The organism is Robertmurraya mangrovi (genome assembly GCF_034427655.1).
In the GTDB taxonomy this organism is placed as follows: domain Bacteria; phylum Bacillota; class Bacilli; order Bacillales; family Cytobacillaceae; genus Robertmurraya_A; species Robertmurraya_A mangrovi.
Map to the genome: position 1 here is coordinate 91354 of NZ_JAXOFX010000011.1, position 15340 is coordinate 106693.

Here is a 15340-nt window from a genome sequence, read left to right on the forward strand (position 1 = left end):
TTGGTCTGTGGCATATTTATTTATCTCTTGGCGGCCTTTTACCCCAATATTGGTAATAGTCCGTTTTAATAAATCCATTAAACAATTTTCTTTTTTTCGTTGCTGGTTTTCCAAAGCATTCTTCAAAGTTTTCATTAGATGTCAACATATAGATAGACCAAGTATCTAATGGTGCAAAGGCTTGTCCCATTTCTCGATACATTTTTTCAACAGCAGGTTTATCACCTAATCTTTCACCATATGGTGGATTTCCGACTATTACTCCATATTCCTTTGTTGTTGTAAAGTCTCTTACTTGCATTTGCTTAAACGTTATTAAATCACCTAGACCGGCTTCAAAAGCATTTTCTTGCGCGATTTTTACCATTCGGTGATCAATATCCATCCCGGTAATATCTAAAGGTTGATCATACTTAGCTAAATCTTCTACTTCGTTTCTAGCATCTTCCCATACTTGTTCAGGAATCCAATTCCAACTTTCCGAAACAAACTCTCGATTAAAGCCTGGAGCAATATTTTGTCCAATTAATGCCGCTTCAATCGGAATAGTCCCAGACCCACAAAATGGATCAACAAAAGCTTTATCAGAGTTCCAGTTTGTTAATAACACTAAAGCAGCAGCTAAGGTTTCTTTTAATGGTGCCTCCCCCTGGTCTGCTCTATAACCACGTTTATGTAAACCAACTCCACTTGCGTCGATTGTAAGAAAGGCAATGTCTTTTTGAAGTGCTATTTCAATTTTGAAAAGAGGGCCGTTTTCTTCAAACCAACTTGTACGCTTGTATTGTGTTCTTAAGCGTTCAACAATTGCTTTCTTAACAATAGCCTGGCAATCAGAAACACTGAATAATTTTGATTTAACGGATTTACCTGAAACAGGAAATTCAGCATTTTCAGGTAAAAATTGCTCCCACGGAAGTGCCTTTGTTTTCTCAAAAAGCTCATCAAAGGTGGTCGCTTTGAATTCCCCCACTTTGATACGAATTCTATCGGCTGTGCGCAACCATAGGTTACTGCGCACGATTGCTCTTTCGTCACCTTTATATGTAACTCGGCCATTTTCTACTTCACAATCATAGCCTAAGTCACGTACTTCTTTCGCTACAATAGCTTCTAAGCCCATTGCTGATGTAGCGATAATATTAAATTTTGACATATTTTCACCCTTACTTTAATAATTCTTGATCCCAATTTTCTAATAGATAAATAAGGTCATGAAGCTCAAGCGGCTTAGTAATATAATACCCTTGAATAATATCGCAATTTTCTTCCTTTAGGAAATCAAATTGTTTTTTCGTCTCAACACCCTCGGCTACTACTTTTAGATGCAGCCTGTGTGCCATCGTTATGATCGCTTGCACAATGGATATATCTTCTTCATACACACCTAATTTTTTTATGAAACTTTGATCTATTTTTAACGTATCTATTGGAAAACGATTTAGGTAGCTTAGAGAAGAATATCCTGTACCAAAATCATCTACTGATAGCTTTAGACCCAATTGTTTTAGTTTAACTAATTTATTAATTGATTCCGTTGCTTTTGGCATAATCATACTTTCAGTTAACTCGAGTTCTAACAAGTGAGGATTTACATTCGTATGATGAATCGTATGGTAAATTGATTTAACAAAGCTGTCCTGATTAAAATGATAGGCAGAAATATTAACACTCATTCTTATTTTTGAAAAGCCTAAAAGATGAAGATTTTGAATATCTTCACAAGCTTTTTTCAACACCCACTCACTTATCGGTATAATGAGACCCGTTTCCTCAGCGAGTGGGATAAAATCAGCAGGAGAAACAATGCCCATCTCTTCTTGTTTCCAACGAAGAAGAGCCTCTACACCAATAATTTCCCTTGTCTCACTATCAACCTGTGGATGATATACTAGGAAAAATTCATCTTTTTCAACAGCTTTACGTAAATAATTTTCCATTTTAAGCTGCTTAGTTTCATCTTGGTGCATATCACTATGATAGAGTTCATACTGATTACGACCTGATGATTTCGCCTGATACATGGCTTTATCTGCATTTCTAATTAATGACTCCATTGATAGGCCATCTAATGGATAAAGGCTTATTCCAATACTGGTTGATATGTAAACCTCTTGGTTTTCTAGAAGGAAAGATTGTGTTAAAGAATGGATAATGTTTTCAGCTATATGGACCGCTTCTCTCGGGTGCTTGATGTTTGGTAGAACGATTACAAATTCATCTCCACCAAGCCTTGCAATCATATCTTTATTTTTTATCAAATTCTTTAACCGCTCTGACACTTTTTTTAATAAAAGGTCTCCATAACTATGACCGAGTGTATCATTAATTTGCTTAAATCGATCTAAATCCAAAAATAATATTGCTAGTTGTTGATTATATTTGGCAGCCGTTTCAATCAAACTGTTTAAGCGCTTATTTAAAGAATATCGATTAGCGACACCAGTTAATGCATCGAAATGAGCTAATTTTCTTAGCTGATCCTCTGCATGCTTCCGATCCGTAATATCTGAAAATACTGCAACGTGGTTTGTAACCTTACCTTCATCATCCTTGATTGAACTAATGGTTAACCATTCTGGAAAAATTTCACCGTTTTTCCGCTTATTCCAAATTTCGCCCTTCCAACTTCCATGTTTTTTTATTTGTGTCCACATTTCATTGTAAAAGGTTTGATCATGTATTCCCGATTGTAATAGACTTGGATTTAGTCCTAGTACTTCCTCTTTAGTATAACCAGTTACCACCTCAAAAGCTGGATTTACAGAAAGAATGGTGCCCTTTTCATCAGTAATAAGCACTCCCTCACTAGTATTTTCCAAAACTTTTGCGGCTAATCTTATCTCTTTTTGAGAATGCTTCTGCTTGGTTATATCTCTAAATACAACGACATAATTATTTGTAGTACCATCAGCTTGAGACACCTTACGAATGTTCATCCATTCAGGATATACATCTTTGTTTTTTCTAATTTTCGTTACTTCACCTTTCCACTTGCCTTCTGAACATACCTTAGAGGTAACGGTTTCATATTCGGCTAGATGATGAAATAACATTGAAAAAGGTTTCCCTAGTATTTCTTCTTCAGTGAAATCTGTTACTTTTTGTGCCCATGGATTTAACGATATAATATTCAACTGTTGATCCAGAACAATAATACCTTCCTGCATATGATTGAACACAATTTCTGATAGGGAATCATTATTCTTTACTTTTAATTTCACATTAGACATAAAAAGCCCCCAAGATGTAACTTGAATCTAACAAACAGATATGTATTTAATTAAAAAAAATCAGTCATTTGAACTATTACTGTGTAATAATACCTATATAAATTATCCCGTTTTTTGATCCATCTTGCTATATGTAAAATATTCCAAGTTGTGAATATATAAGAAAAGCTCTCCTCAAGGAGAGCTAAATAATAACACTCATACTATTGTTAATAACGTTCTGTAAGCCATGTTTTGTTCCTTTGTACTACAAACGACTATTCGTCTCGTACTCCGGTGGTAATCATCTATCTACAGAATGAAAATTCACTCTGTCCTTCTCCTCGTTCAAATTCCTAAGAGAAAGTGCCCCTACCATCATTTGGGTTTCTCGCTCGTGGGGTTTACCTCGTTCCACCCTATTCATTTCTAAATAGGCTCCGTCACTGTGGCACTTTAAAGGTATTCATGCCATATCCAAAGGACTTAGGCATTTTCCCTGCCGTCAGCCAAGCCAAAGCCTAGCTGCCCTAGCTTATGAATTCGCTAGGCACGAACACTACGAGCATCTCAGCTCGTGCGAGCATGGACTTTCCTCTACAAGTCGCAAAGCTTCTTGCAGCGATTACCCGAACGCTATTAACGATACATTCTTATTATATGTAATCGGAAGTTGAATAGCAATGGTAATAAACTAGAAAATATTACAGATTATGTTAACTCAACATATTCAGCAATGAATTTTAGTCGTATAACTTACTACCGAATACATGTTTCTCTAGATTTGATAAGCGTTTTAGTATATCAAAGTTTGTAGTTCCTGCTGTTTGTGGTGTTGCTGGGCGTCTAGAAGATTCATCAAGCTGCTTCTTTAATCTCGCGTTTTCTTGAAGAAGTTCATCGTATTCTTGATGCATTGCCTCATAATCCTTTATAACCAAATCTAAAAACTTATCTACATCCTCAGGCTTATATCCACGCATAGCCGTTTTAAACTCTTTTTCTAGGATATCTTTCGCTGTTAAATTAATTTTATCGGATAACAAATTACTCACCTCGATATTCGAACAATCATTAATAACATTTTTTCAAAAATATGCAGTTTTGTCAATTTATCTTTCTGCAAGGCCAAATATTTTTACTGTAAAAAACAGTGGTCCTTCGAGTTATTTCTCTCTAAAACCCTTGTTTCTTTAGTTGTTCTTCTTCTACTGCTAACTGCAATTCATAAAAATCAATTAATTGTAGTTCGTAATCTTTATTTTGTTTGTATGACATGGCCATTTCATACATAAATTTTGGACTGCCTTCTTTTTCGGTATCATATAAGAGAACTAATACGTCACTTTTTTCGATTAGGAATTGATTTTTCATACGAAATTGCCAAGGCTTCTCGTATCCTTTTTTACTAACAGAATCAATATAATCTGCTTGAGCAAGGACCGATTCATACCATTCCTTATTTGTATCGCTCCACTTGTCTTCTTGTTGCAAAAATGGAGTAATAACAGCAAGCTGTAAATATTCATATCCTTCCATCTGCAAGTCAAAAACAATTTCTGCAGTCCAAAGTTCAACACCTAATTGGCCACTGATTAGAACCCACTCTAGTCCTTCCTCAAGTAAACTAATTAATTTCTTTCTAATCGCTAACTTTATATAGTAGATACTAGGTTCATTTTGTTTAAATATTCCTAATTCATATGGCTTATATCCCGATACTACAGCAACTTTAGCCAAACTTCTCTTGAAACCCCATTTCATTTATATGTATTTTTATATTTTTTTATGGCTCTTAAATATAAAATTATTGCTCCTAGCTTTGTTTTAGACAAAGCCTTTGTATGAGAAAGCAAGGGTTAAATGTTTAACCCTTGCCAAAATAAATACTTACCTAAATCCTGGGCCAGCACCGAATCCTGGGCCAGCGCCGAATCCAGGACCTGCTCCAAATCCTGGGCCTGCCCCAAATCCTGGGCCAGCTGCTGGACCACCGAAAGGTACTGGTCCTGGAGGAACCACCACGTTTGAAGTTGATACTTCATTTACTACTGATTGAGTGTGTGGGAAGCTGTGTTGGTTTTGATAGTGAATATGATTCACCGTTGTAGTATGGCTCGGATGAATGTGAGGCACAATGTTGTTAGTAAAAGTATGATTTACACAGCACTTTGTTGGATGAACAACCGCTGGTAAAATATTTGTTGGTCTGCAATGCATATAAACAATCTCCCTTCAAATAGTTGTTTTGTTTTTACATTAACAGCCTATGATAGGGAGGGGAATCTTGTACTAATTAAAACACCTAATTTTATAATGTTTTTCACTTGTTATATTTTACCACTATAAAATCATCTATTTAAAAATGTCTAATTAAAAAAATGTGTAGAAATTATCTTTCATACTTGTTAGGATAAACGCTGTTAAACAAACCATAAGGAAAAATAGAAATAATATTGCCTTATACATAAAACTCGTTACACTCCTCTATTTTAAGGCTCATTACATAAGAATTTCGCCTTTCCATTAATCAACCGTACAACTCTACATTTTACAGCTACACAGAGGTACAGACAACTAGGAAATAGTGGATTTAACCCATTTGTAATATGAACATTTTGTGACAGTTTTATGTTGAAATCCTCACGCTTATCCTATCTTTTTAGACGTTAAAGAGACTGGGATGTTCCTAACCTTCTCTTTAAACGGATCATTCTTTTTTCAACTTCATCTGTCTTTATCGATAAGTTATGGTTAGCAAGTAAAGAAATCGCTTTTTCAGTGAATTCAATGGCTGACAGTACATCTCTCTTTTTATGCTCAAAGACTTTTGCAAGTTCTATACAAGAATGAAAGGCTGATAATGGACATTGCAATTGACTTATGTTTTCCCATAATTCAATAGCTTGCTCCAAATCTCCACTCCTTTTAAACTGCATGGCCAGTTCAAATTTTGCTCTTACCGCATCCATTTCTTGTCCATTGGATATTTGGGAGAAGGTCTCTTTGGCAGCTTTAGACTCTTTAATATACGCATACCAACGGCCTACCTCATACTTTTCTTTTACTGTCTGATTATCGTCCAATGAAAGCAGTTGAAAGGTTAAATGAGTGTATAAGGTGATAAGAGATAAAATGTCCATTTCATTATGTTTTAGCATCCCCATCATTCCTTCTGGATCTTTACGTTCGACGAAATCAAAATAAATCATAGGGGCTAAAAAGCCTGGAACATCATCCACCCTTTTTATATCTAAAACCTCTTTTTCTACTATAGAGAGCTTTAATCGCTCTAGTTTATGTTTCCATAATCTTCTGGCTGCATGAAATAAATCAAAATGTCCGAAAGATGGAAGCTTTGGCACATGATCTCGAATAAGAGTATGTCTTGTTTTTACTTGGGGCCAATCAAAAGCTTTCCCATTATATGTAACAAGATTTTCGTAATCAACACTTTCTAAAAAGCTAGTATATAAAGGAACCTCTGCGCCTGGATGGGGTAGAATATGCTGTTTTAAGACGATATGGTCTTCCATTAAGCTAGCATGTCCGAGCAGAAAAATGGTATTACCTGTTCCACCACCAAGGCCTGTTGTTTCTGTATCAAAGAAAAAGAGTTGATCCGGACGAAATCCCTTTGCAGAAAGAGGATGTGTATAACTCGTGTTATTCCAAGCCTCTATTGCATCTATAAATTCAGATAATCTATATTTTCCATATTGCATTTCTAGTGGATATTTTACTTCTCGAACGAGACAGTACTCCTCTCCTACATAAAAAGGGCTTACACCAAACGTTTCCCATTCAGTTAGAAAGGGAATGTTCCCTTTCTTTTCAATTGGTTTCTGTTTTTTCTTTTCAATTGGTTTCTGTTTTTCGTCACTCATCATGCTTGTCGTAGAGTCATTACTCATATATGGCTTTAACCGATTAAGCTTATTTTTTAAAGACACCATTTCCACCTCCCTTAGGAGTTAATTAATTCGACTTTTTATATCGCGGCCTGATAAAACATATTTAAGATACTTAAAACATCTCTTTTGGCCGTTTCGGATGTAGTATCTGATCCAACACACGAAGGGCAACCTGAATCACATTGACACTGCTTAACCATTCCGCGAGCTTCATTTAATACATTCTCAATGCCATTATAAATTTTTTCACTTAAACCAATTCCACCGGGATAACGGTCATAGAAAAAGATGGTTGGTTTTTCATTGTGCATAGCTTTAACCTGTGGGACAACATGGATATCTTGAGAATCACACATTACAAAAAGTGGAGCAATATGCTTTAAAGCATGTGCTGTTCCAACTAGCCCCTGTTCTAGACGTTCTTCGGTCAAGTCTGTTAACTCTCTATTTAATGATATCCATGAAGAGCTAGTATGCAGTTCCTCTTCGGGTAAATAAATAGGACCGGAACCAATGTTTTCATGGGTTTCAAATTTAATCTTCTTAAATATGGTTGCTTTTGCCGTAACACTTACGTCCCCATAGCCAATTTGCGAAGCTTTTACATCTCGACTTTTGTCTATCTCTAAGACTTTCAGCTCTACAGCTAAATTGGCATCTGTAAAATAATCTACATCGACTTCTCTTACAAATGCCTTTTTCTCTTCCCAATCTAGTTTTTCAACCTGAAATTGTGTTCCTTGATGGAGGTATATTGCCTCTTCATGCAATAAAGTCATCGCAGAGAAACGATCCATTTCCCCAATTACCTTAGCCTTAGCAACATTAGATTGGTCAATGATAATGACGTTTTCTTGTGAAGCCGAACGAAGACTAATGTTATGAGCAGGGAAGGCATCGTTCATCCAATACCATTTATCTCCGTTTTGAAACAGTACTCTCTCTTCTACAAGATAATCGAGTACTTCCTCTGTTTCTAGAGAACCAAATTGCTCCCCTTTTTTAAAAGGAAGCTCAAAGGCTGCACATTTTATATGGTCAATCAAAATAATTAAGTTATCTGGGTTAATTCTAGCTGTTTCTGGGCTTCTATTAAAAAAGTAATCAGGGTTTTGAATAATATATTGATCAAGAGGGCTTGAGCTGGCAACTAAAATAACGAGTGACTCCCCATGCCTCCTACCTGCTCTTCCAGCCTGCTGCCAAGAGCTAGCAATGGAACCAGGGTAGCCAGTCATAATACACACTTGAAGTTGACCAATATCAACTCCTAATTCTAAGGCATTTGTACTCACGACTCCGTAAATATCACCATTTCTAAGGCCTTTTTCAATGTCTCTTCGTTCAGTAGGTAAGTACCCGCCTCGATAGCCTCTAATCGCTTTGGGACCTAATTGATATTTTACTAACTCTTGTAAATAAGTTAATAGTATTTCAACGCGCACCCTACTCCTTGCAAATACGATCGTTTGAATCTTATTTTTTAAAAGTGTACCAGCGAGCTTTCTTGCTTCTAGAGTTGCACTTCTTCTTATATTTAGTGGCTTATTTACGATAGGTGGATTGTAAAATAAAAAGTGCTTTTTTCCACTAGGGGCACCATTATTGTCTATTAACTGCATTTTGCAGTTTGTTAAATTTTCTGCCAGTTCTAATGGGTTCGCAATGGTTGCTGATGTACAAATAAAGATTGGATTACTCCCGTAATAATTACAAATTCGACGGAGTCGGCGTATCACATTAGCTACATGACTTCCAAAAACACCTCGATAAATATGTAATTCATCAATTACAACATATTTTAAGTTTTCAAATAAGGAGACCCATTTTGTATGATGCGGGAGAATGGCTGAATGAAGCATATCCGGGTTCGTGATAACAACATGACCGGCTTTTCTTACTTTCTCTCTAATATTTGCAGGAGTGTCTCCATCGTACGTATAGCTATTTATGTTAAGTTCAGATTCTTGGATAATTTCGTTAATCTCGCTCTTCTGATCCTGAGCAAGAGCCTTTGTTGGAAAAATATACAATGCTCTAGTTCGTGGGTCTTGGACGATAGATTGTAGGACTGGAAGGTTGTAACAAAGTGTCTTCCCTGATGCTGTAGGAGTTACTGCTACTATACTTTTTCCAGACTGTACTGCTTCGAATGCAGACTTTTGATGAGTATATAACTGATTAATCCCCCGGTTTTGAAGGGTCTTTCTCAATTGTTCGTGTATAGAATTTGGCAGTTCTTCTGTCTTTGCTTCTTTTTCCTCAATTGTCTGCCAATGTACAATATTTTCTTTAAACGTATCCTCTATTTTTAATTGCTTTAAGAATTCTTGCAAATTTTTACGAACGTTCATGTTCTCACCTCAGGATATTTCGGCTCCTCATATAGATATAAAGAACCTATATATATAATATCGAATGAACGTTCGATTAAAAAGACTTTTTATATTACTTTTTTCTACCAATAGACCACCCATTGCTACTAATCTATCTATTTTAAGATGACTAATTTGACTTTTTTTGAAATATTTGTAAATATTACTATTGTACTATTATGTAAGTTTATAATATTCTGACAAGAGGAGGTATTATATGTTTGTACAAATTCTTAAAACATTCTTTGTCTTTATTCTAATAGTTACTGGGTTCTTACTCATACTGTTATTACCTAAGGAGAAGGAAATAACAGTCATATCACCCTTCCATATAGAAGCAGAGTATCCCTTTACATTTAATCATTACAAAGGAAACATTAATGAGTTCTTTACACATTTAAAAAATGAAAAGGGCTTCGGCGATTCTTATACTGGGGTTCCTATATTGGAAGAAACACAAATACTTTTAGGTAGAAGTTTAAAGATTATACTCCCTGCATTCTTATTCAGTCTAGTATTTGGAACCTTTTTTGGGGTTTTACAATTTTATTATCGAGAGAAAAAAAGAGGGAAAATCCAGGCTTTCTTTTCTTGGTTCTTTTCTTCCTTCCCAGATTTTTTTCTATTTATGACGATACAATATGTTCTTATTCTTTTAATCCAAAAAGGCTTTCCTCATTTTAGCTTATACGGCAATGATCAGTGGTATACCTTTATTATTCCGCTCATATCGATTACTATTTTTCCTTTTATTCATATGGTAAAAATCACTTCCGCTGCTTTAGAAAAGGAAATGGGCCAGGAATATTTACGAACGGTTTATTCGAAAGGTCTTGGAACAAAGAAAGCTCTCATCCACATGCTTTGGAATAGCTGGACAACTATTTTAAATCAAGGCCAGTTCATTATGCTCTATATATTATCCAGTTTGCCTATTATTGAGAAATTAGCTGGTTACAAAGGAGCGGGGATAAAAATGCTTGAAAGTATTCTAGCATCTAACCATATAAGTGCTTTTGCGCTTATGCTGCCTTTCCTATTTATCATGTTTTTAACAATCGTTATTACTCAAACGATTAAACACATTTTAGTCCCTACTAAGGCAGGTGTTTAACATGCAAATTCGTTCTTTTATTAAAAATCACTATTTGTTTATCATAGGGTTGTCTATGATACTCTTGTTAGCCTTTTTCGCATTTATTGCGCCATACTTACCTTTCGTAGATAAAGAACTAAAAACCATTCTTTATGTGTTCGATGAAAATAGGAAGCCGGTTGTCCCTCCTTATCCACCTTCTGAAGAACATCTATTTGGAACGGACAAACAAGGTAGGGACTTACTGAGCTTAATTATTTTAGGAGCGAAAGAAACTTTAATACTCGTAATTATGATAACCGTCCTTCGTTACGCTATCTCAATTCCTTTAGCATACTTAGCTCACAAACAGCTTTTAGGAGCTAATGCTTTACTAAATTGGTTAAATGGGCTGTTTTCCTATATTCCAACTATTGTTGTTGTTATTCTAATAGCTATGCTTCCACCCATCTTAACAACTGAATATAGACCCTATCTATTATTACTTATTGTTGCATTCGTGGAAGTTGGACGTGCATCTGAAATGATTAAGTTAGAATTTAGTGATATTTCTTCAAGGGAATATATTAATGGTGGGATAGCAGCTGGTGCTTCAGGATTTACATTACTAAAATTATATTATTTACCACTTCTATATTCTAAGCTAATTGTGTATATGGTAACTGACTTAGGAAAAGTGATGTTTTTACTAGCTCAATTAGGTTTTGTTGGTATATTCATCTCTCAAGATCTTATTCAGATTGAGACAGGAGACTGGATTATAGTAAACGATTCTTATACTTGGCCGATGATGTTAATGAAGGCTTTTGAAGATATCCGTGGTCCTATCTGGATCCCATTCTTTGCAGCAATGGCTATGACATACACTATTTTCACCTTTAATATTTTTTCACAAGGTTTACAAAAGTTCTTTAATAGAAAAATTAATTATATTTAAGTTCTAGGTATGATCTGTGTAATAATAATGAGTAGTTACCCTCTCATTTCAACAAAAGTTTGGGGATATACATTGAGGTGGATATGTTGAAAGATGACAAAATTAAAAGTGTCCTAAAAGAGTTTTCACTGTTTAAGAGCTTAAATGAAGCTGAGTTAGAAAAAATGGTTCGTGTCAGTATATCAAGACACTATCCAAAAGGTAGCCATATTTTTATACAAGAGGAACCTCTTGAAAATGTATATTTTATCTATGACGGAAAAATAAAAATATATAAGAGCGATTTGAATGGAAAAGAACAAATTGTTGCGATTTTAAAGAAAGGGGAAATGTTTCCTCACGTTGGTTTTTTCCGTAAAGGAGGCTATCCAGCTAATTCCGAGGTGATGGACCAAGCAACTTTAGTAATTTTACCGATCTCAGAATTTGAAAAGGTCTTAATTGAAAACCCTGAACTCAGTATAAAAGTATTTAAAGTACTGGGTGAAAAAATTGTGGATCTTCAAGACAGACTTGAATCTCAGATTTTGAATAATACGTATGAACAGATCATTAAACTATTAGTTAGACTAGGGAAAATACATGGGAAAGAACAGCCTGATGGATCTTTTAAACTAAAAGGTGAGTTTACGAATAAAGACTTAGCTAACATGATTGGTACGACTAGGGAAACGGTAAATCGTACTTTAACCAAAATGAAAAAAGACGAGTTAATAGAAGTAGATTCTAACGGGGAACTAACCTTTATTCCCTCCGTTTTATTGGATGAGCTTTTAAAATAAGTATATGAAAAAGCCGTTGTCATTAACTGACAGCGGCTTTTCACTATTTTTATAAGTTTAGCATTTCTTCCATATCTTCTTGTGCAGTACCAATTAATTTTAAATTAAATGTCTCTTGTAAAACATTCATAACCCCTTCAGAAATAAATTCTGGCGGCTTTGGTCCAATACGAATATCTTTAATACCTAAACGAAATAATCCTAATAGTATCGCGACTGCTTTCTGTTCAAACCAAGATAGAACGATACTTACAGGTAGTTCGTTTATTTCACATTCGAAAGCATCTGCTAATGCTTTTGCAATTTTTACAGTCGAACCAGAGTTATTACATTGCCCCAAATCGATATAACGAGGAATATTTGTACCTGGAACCACTCCATAATCCACATCGTTAAAGCGGAACTTCCCACATGAAGTTGTTAAAATAACCGTTTCCGGTGGTAAAGAAGTTGCTAGTTCACGGTAGTATTCTCCACCTTTACCTGGAGCATCGCAACCAGCAATAACAAAGAAACGTTTGATTTTTCCTTCTTTGACAGCAGCGATTACCTCTGGTGCTAAACCAAGAACCGTTTCATGGTGGAAGCCAGTTAATAAAGTTTCTTCTGAATCAATATTTGCTTCAGGTAATTCTAGTGCTCTCTCAATTAATGGAGAAAAATCATCATTTTCAATTTTCAACACATTTTCAAGACCAGCAACTTCGTAAGAGAACATGCGATCCGCATATGAACCTTTAATTGGCATCACGCAGTTTGTTGTTGCGAGTATTGCACCAGGGAACTTCTCAAATAAACGACGTTGATCATACCAAGCTTTTCCGATGTTTCCTTTTAAGTGAGGGAATTTCTTTAAAGCCGGATATCCGTGTGCCGGTAACATTTCTGAGTGTGTATAAATATTGATACCTTTTCCTTCCGTTTGCTTTAATAATTGCTCTAAAGCAAATAAGTTATGGCCAGTAACGATGATACACTTACCTTCAATTTTGTTTTGTGATACACGGATCGGTTCTGGAATACCTAAAAGTTTCGTATGAGCTTCATCTAATACTTCCATCATACGAACGGCTGATTGACCTACTTTCATGGCCATTTCAATATGTTCTTGAACGTTAAAGTTTGAATTCGTTAAAGTCAGATATAAAGCTTCATGAGTAGTAGCATCGACAAATGGATCAGTATATCCTAATTGATTTGCATGGGTACGGTAAGCAGCAATACCTTTTAGACCAAAAATAATGGTGTCTTGTAAACTTGCAATTGTCTCATCTTTACCACACACACCAACGACCTTGCATCCCCCTGTTGGCGTTTGTTCACATTGATAACAGAACATGTTAGATCCCCTCTTTCAATCAATTTCTGTTAACAGCATAACTCGCTCTTGATGCAAAAGGTGTGATGTACATCACAACCAGTTGGATTGTCAAAAAACGTTCATATTCTCTTCAAAAGACATTCAAAAAAGCAAAAACATGAAAATTACTAGGCACCCTTAGTAAAAGATTGAATATCGTATAGGGAATTAATCTGACCTGAGAGGAGCTTAAATGTATGTCTAAAAACCTTTCTAACGGCCCTAATAAAAGAGACAGAAATGAGCCTTTTGGAGATTTAATAAGAACAATGAATGATTTTTTTCAGGAGAAACCGGTTAAAGGAATATTACAAAGTATCGACGAGTTCTTCAAAACTCCATTTCCTCCTATATCGTCCTTCCCTTTAGATGTAGTAGAAATGGAAAATGAACATATTGTGACAGCTGAATTACCGGGAATTAAAAGAGAGAATATTCATATCGATGTGCTAGGCAATTACTTAACGATATCAGTAAAGAATGGAGAAATCATTACAGAAGAAGATGACATTAATAAAACGTATCGAAGAAAACAAACTTTCCAGCAAATGTCTAGAACAGTAAGCTTGACCCACCCTATTAACGAAAAAAAAGTAAAAGCCTCGTATCAAGATGGTTTACTTAAAGTTCGTATCCCTAAACAAAAAGGAAAGAAAATTGACATATTAGATCAGATTTAGAGTAACCTCTCTATACACATAGAAAAAGCGGCTTTGGGTAGCCGCTTTTCTTCTTGTTTTACTTTGTAATGTGTAATGAATAATAATTAAACTTTAAATATACCACCTATCCCTTTTACCATCGAGGAAACTTGCGTGAATGCATTCATCATTTGTCCAGCCGTATCCACCATCTTATTAAAATCTAAATTTCCATCTTGTGTTTTAAAAGAATTTAAGATAGACTGCATCCCTGATGGGGGTCTTGGAAAGGCAGACTGTTTCGGATATGGATTCATATATGGAATGTTATTGCCTAAGAATGCAGGATTATTACTTGGTCCCGAATAAGATTCCTCTATTTGCTGCAACGGATTTTGATAGATTGTCTGAGTATTAGATTTCTTCTTATTCGCATTTTGGGAGAATGACTCAACATTCCCTTCCCCTTGGAACCCATTAAAGTTACCCATAAATGATGGGTATGAAGGGTAGTTTCCCGAAAAAGGTTGTAGAGAATTCGGCATTCCATTCATATAACCTAAGTAATTATTAGACTGGTTCATAGAAGGCATTTGATATGGATTCACGTTTTGATACCCGCTCCACTGTTGATTACCATTTAACTGTGGGATAGGTTGTTGCCTCACATTATGATTGTTTGGATAGTAGGAACTCGCGTTATCTCCATAAACATTGTAGGGAGACTGTTGTGGAAAAAAATGTACTTTTTTTCGGCCAAACATGGGCAAACATCCTCCTTATTTCTTCGCTACTACACCTTATGAATCATTAGCCTATTCGGTGAATAAAGAGGGAGTTTTTTATATGCTGCCATTTACTGATCAATATTTATGGTCAAAAATTTTTTCTGAAAATCCCTATTTTTTTGACTTTGTCTAACAGTAGGAAATACTGTCGGAAGTCTCAATTTTATAAAAACAGAGATATATTTTTATTCATGATACGATATAAATAGGATACAAAACATCATCGGAGTCTATC

General features: G+C 35.3%; 13 protein-coding genes and 1 other RNA gene. 4 read left to right on the forward strand and 10 right to left on the reverse strand.

Annotated elements, in window-relative coordinates:
• Nucleotides 1-16 precede the first annotated feature (16 nt).
• The 8 genes from SM124_RS15890 to SM124_RS15925 form a co-directional block, all read right to left on the reverse strand.
• Nucleotides 17-1156 (reverse strand): THUMP domain-containing class I SAM-dependent RNA methyltransferase, encoded by a 1140-nt coding sequence (locus SM124_RS15890; RefSeq protein ID WP_322447503.1) that lies wholly within the window; start codon nucleotides 1154-1156, stop codon nucleotides 17-19.
• A gap of 10 nt (nucleotides 1157-1166) precedes the next feature.
• Nucleotides 1167-3233, reverse strand: coding sequence for a sensor domain-containing protein (locus SM124_RS15895; protein ID WP_322447504.1), 2067 nt, complete (start codon nucleotides 3231-3233; stop codon nucleotides 1167-1169).
• Nucleotides 3234-3451: 218 nt separating this feature from the next.
• Nucleotides 3452-3849, reverse strand: an RNA gene (gene rnpB, locus SM124_RS15900) — RNase P RNA component class B.
• Between the two features lie 106 nt (nucleotides 3850-3955).
• Nucleotides 3956-4258, reverse strand: a complete 303-nt coding sequence (gpsB, locus tag SM124_RS15905) for a cell division regulator GpsB (protein ID WP_322447505.1) — start codon at nucleotides 4256-4258, stop codon at nucleotides 3956-3958.
• Nucleotides 4259-4388: 130 nt separating this feature from the next.
• The gene (locus SM124_RS15910) at nucleotides 4389-4952 is read right to left on the reverse strand and encodes an SLOG family protein (RefSeq protein WP_322447506.1); all 564 of its coding nucleotides are present in this window, start codon (nucleotides 4950-4952) and stop codon (nucleotides 4389-4391) included.
• A 150-nt stretch (nucleotides 4953-5102) separates the two neighbouring features.
• Nucleotides 5103-5432, reverse strand: coding sequence for a CotD family spore coat protein (locus tag SM124_RS15915; RefSeq protein ID WP_322447507.1), 330 nt, complete (start codon nucleotides 5430-5432; stop codon nucleotides 5103-5105).
• 449 nt (nucleotides 5433-5881) lie between these two features.
• Nucleotides 5882-7168 (reverse strand): ribonuclease H-like domain-containing protein, encoded by a 1287-nt coding sequence (locus SM124_RS15920; RefSeq protein WP_322447508.1) that lies wholly within the window; start codon nucleotides 7166-7168, stop codon nucleotides 5882-5884.
• Between the two features lie 35 nt (nucleotides 7169-7203).
• Nucleotides 7204-9480, reverse strand: a complete 2277-nt coding sequence (locus tag SM124_RS15925; RefSeq protein WP_322447509.1) for a DEAD/DEAH box helicase — start codon at nucleotides 9478-9480, stop codon at nucleotides 7204-7206.
• Nucleotides 9481-9718: 238 nt separating this feature from the next.
• Between SM124_RS15925 and SM124_RS15930 the strand changes: the two genes are divergently transcribed.
• From SM124_RS15930 to SM124_RS15940, 3 genes are all read left to right on the forward strand, one after another.
• Complete coding sequence (locus SM124_RS15930) at nucleotides 9719-10615, forward strand: ABC transporter permease subunit (RefSeq protein WP_322447510.1); 897 nt, start codon at nucleotides 9719-9721, stop codon at nucleotides 10613-10615.
• 1 nt (nucleotide 10616) lies between these two features.
• Entirely contained in the window at nucleotides 10617-11534 is a 918-nt protein-coding gene (locus tag SM124_RS15935; RefSeq protein ID WP_322447511.1) for a peptide ABC transporter permease, read from the forward strand.
• Nucleotides 11535-11620: 86 nt separating this feature from the next.
• A complete protein-coding gene (locus SM124_RS15940) occupies nucleotides 11621-12316 on the forward strand; it encodes a Crp/Fnr family transcriptional regulator (RefSeq protein ID WP_322447551.1) in 696 nt (231 codons plus the stop codon).
• 49 nt (nucleotides 12317-12365) lie between these two features.
• Here SM124_RS15940 and hcp read toward each other — a convergent pair whose 3' ends face one another.
• On the reverse strand, nucleotides 12366-13655 hold the full coding sequence (hcp, locus tag SM124_RS15945) for a hydroxylamine reductase (RefSeq protein WP_322447512.1): 1290 nt from the start codon (nucleotides 13653-13655) through the stop codon (nucleotides 12366-12368).
• 218 nt (nucleotides 13656-13873) lie between these two features.
• Between hcp and SM124_RS15950 the strand changes: the two genes are divergently transcribed.
• The gene (locus SM124_RS15950; RefSeq protein WP_322447513.1) at nucleotides 13874-14356 is read left to right on the forward strand and encodes an Hsp20/alpha crystallin family protein; all 483 of its coding nucleotides are present in this window, start codon (nucleotides 13874-13876) and stop codon (nucleotides 14354-14356) included.
• Between the two features lie 86 nt (nucleotides 14357-14442).
• Here the strand turns inward: SM124_RS15950 and SM124_RS15955 are convergent, their stop codons facing one another.
• A complete protein-coding gene (locus tag SM124_RS15955) occupies nucleotides 14443-15081 on the reverse strand; it encodes a YppG family protein (protein ID WP_322447514.1) in 639 nt (212 codons plus the stop codon).
• Nucleotides 15082-15340: the final 259 nt, after the last annotated feature.

Excerpts from the sequence above, each read along its gene's own strand:
- SM124_RS15890 (WP_322447503.1), bottom strand. The coding sequence starts at position 1,156 with ATGTCAAAATTTAATATTATCGCTACATCAGCAATGGGCTTAGAAGCT.
- SM124_RS15895 (WP_322447504.1), bottom strand. The coding sequence starts at position 3,233 with ATGTCTAATGTGAAATTAAAAGTAAAGAATAATGATTCCCTATCAGAA.
- SM124_RS15915 (WP_322447507.1), bottom strand. The coding sequence starts at position 5,432 with ATGCATTGCAGACCAACAAATATTTTACCAGCGGTTGTTCATCCAACA.
- SM124_RS15920 (WP_322447508.1), bottom strand. The coding sequence starts at position 7,168 with ATGGTGTCTTTAAAAAATAAGCTTAATCGGTTAAAGCCATATATGAGT.
- SM124_RS15925 (WP_322447509.1), bottom strand. The coding sequence starts at position 9,480 with ATGAACGTTCGTAAAAATTTGCAAGAATTCTTAAAGCAATTAAAAATA.
- SM124_RS15930 (WP_322447510.1), top strand. The coding sequence starts at position 9,719 with ATGTTTGTACAAATTCTTAAAACATTCTTTGTCTTTATTCTAATAGTT.
- SM124_RS15935 (WP_322447511.1), top strand. The coding sequence starts at position 10,617 with ATGCAAATTCGTTCTTTTATTAAAAATCACTATTTGTTTATCATAGGG.
- hcp (WP_322447512.1), bottom strand. The coding sequence starts at position 13,655 with ATGTTCTGTTATCAATGTGAACAAACGCCAACAGGGGGATGCAAGGTC.
- SM124_RS15950 (WP_322447513.1), top strand. The coding sequence starts at position 13,874 with ATGTCTAAAAACCTTTCTAACGGCCCTAATAAAAGAGACAGAAATGAG.
- SM124_RS15955 (WP_322447514.1), bottom strand. The coding sequence starts at position 15,081 with ATGTTTGGCCGAAAAAAAGTACATTTTTTTCCACAACAGTCTCCCTAC.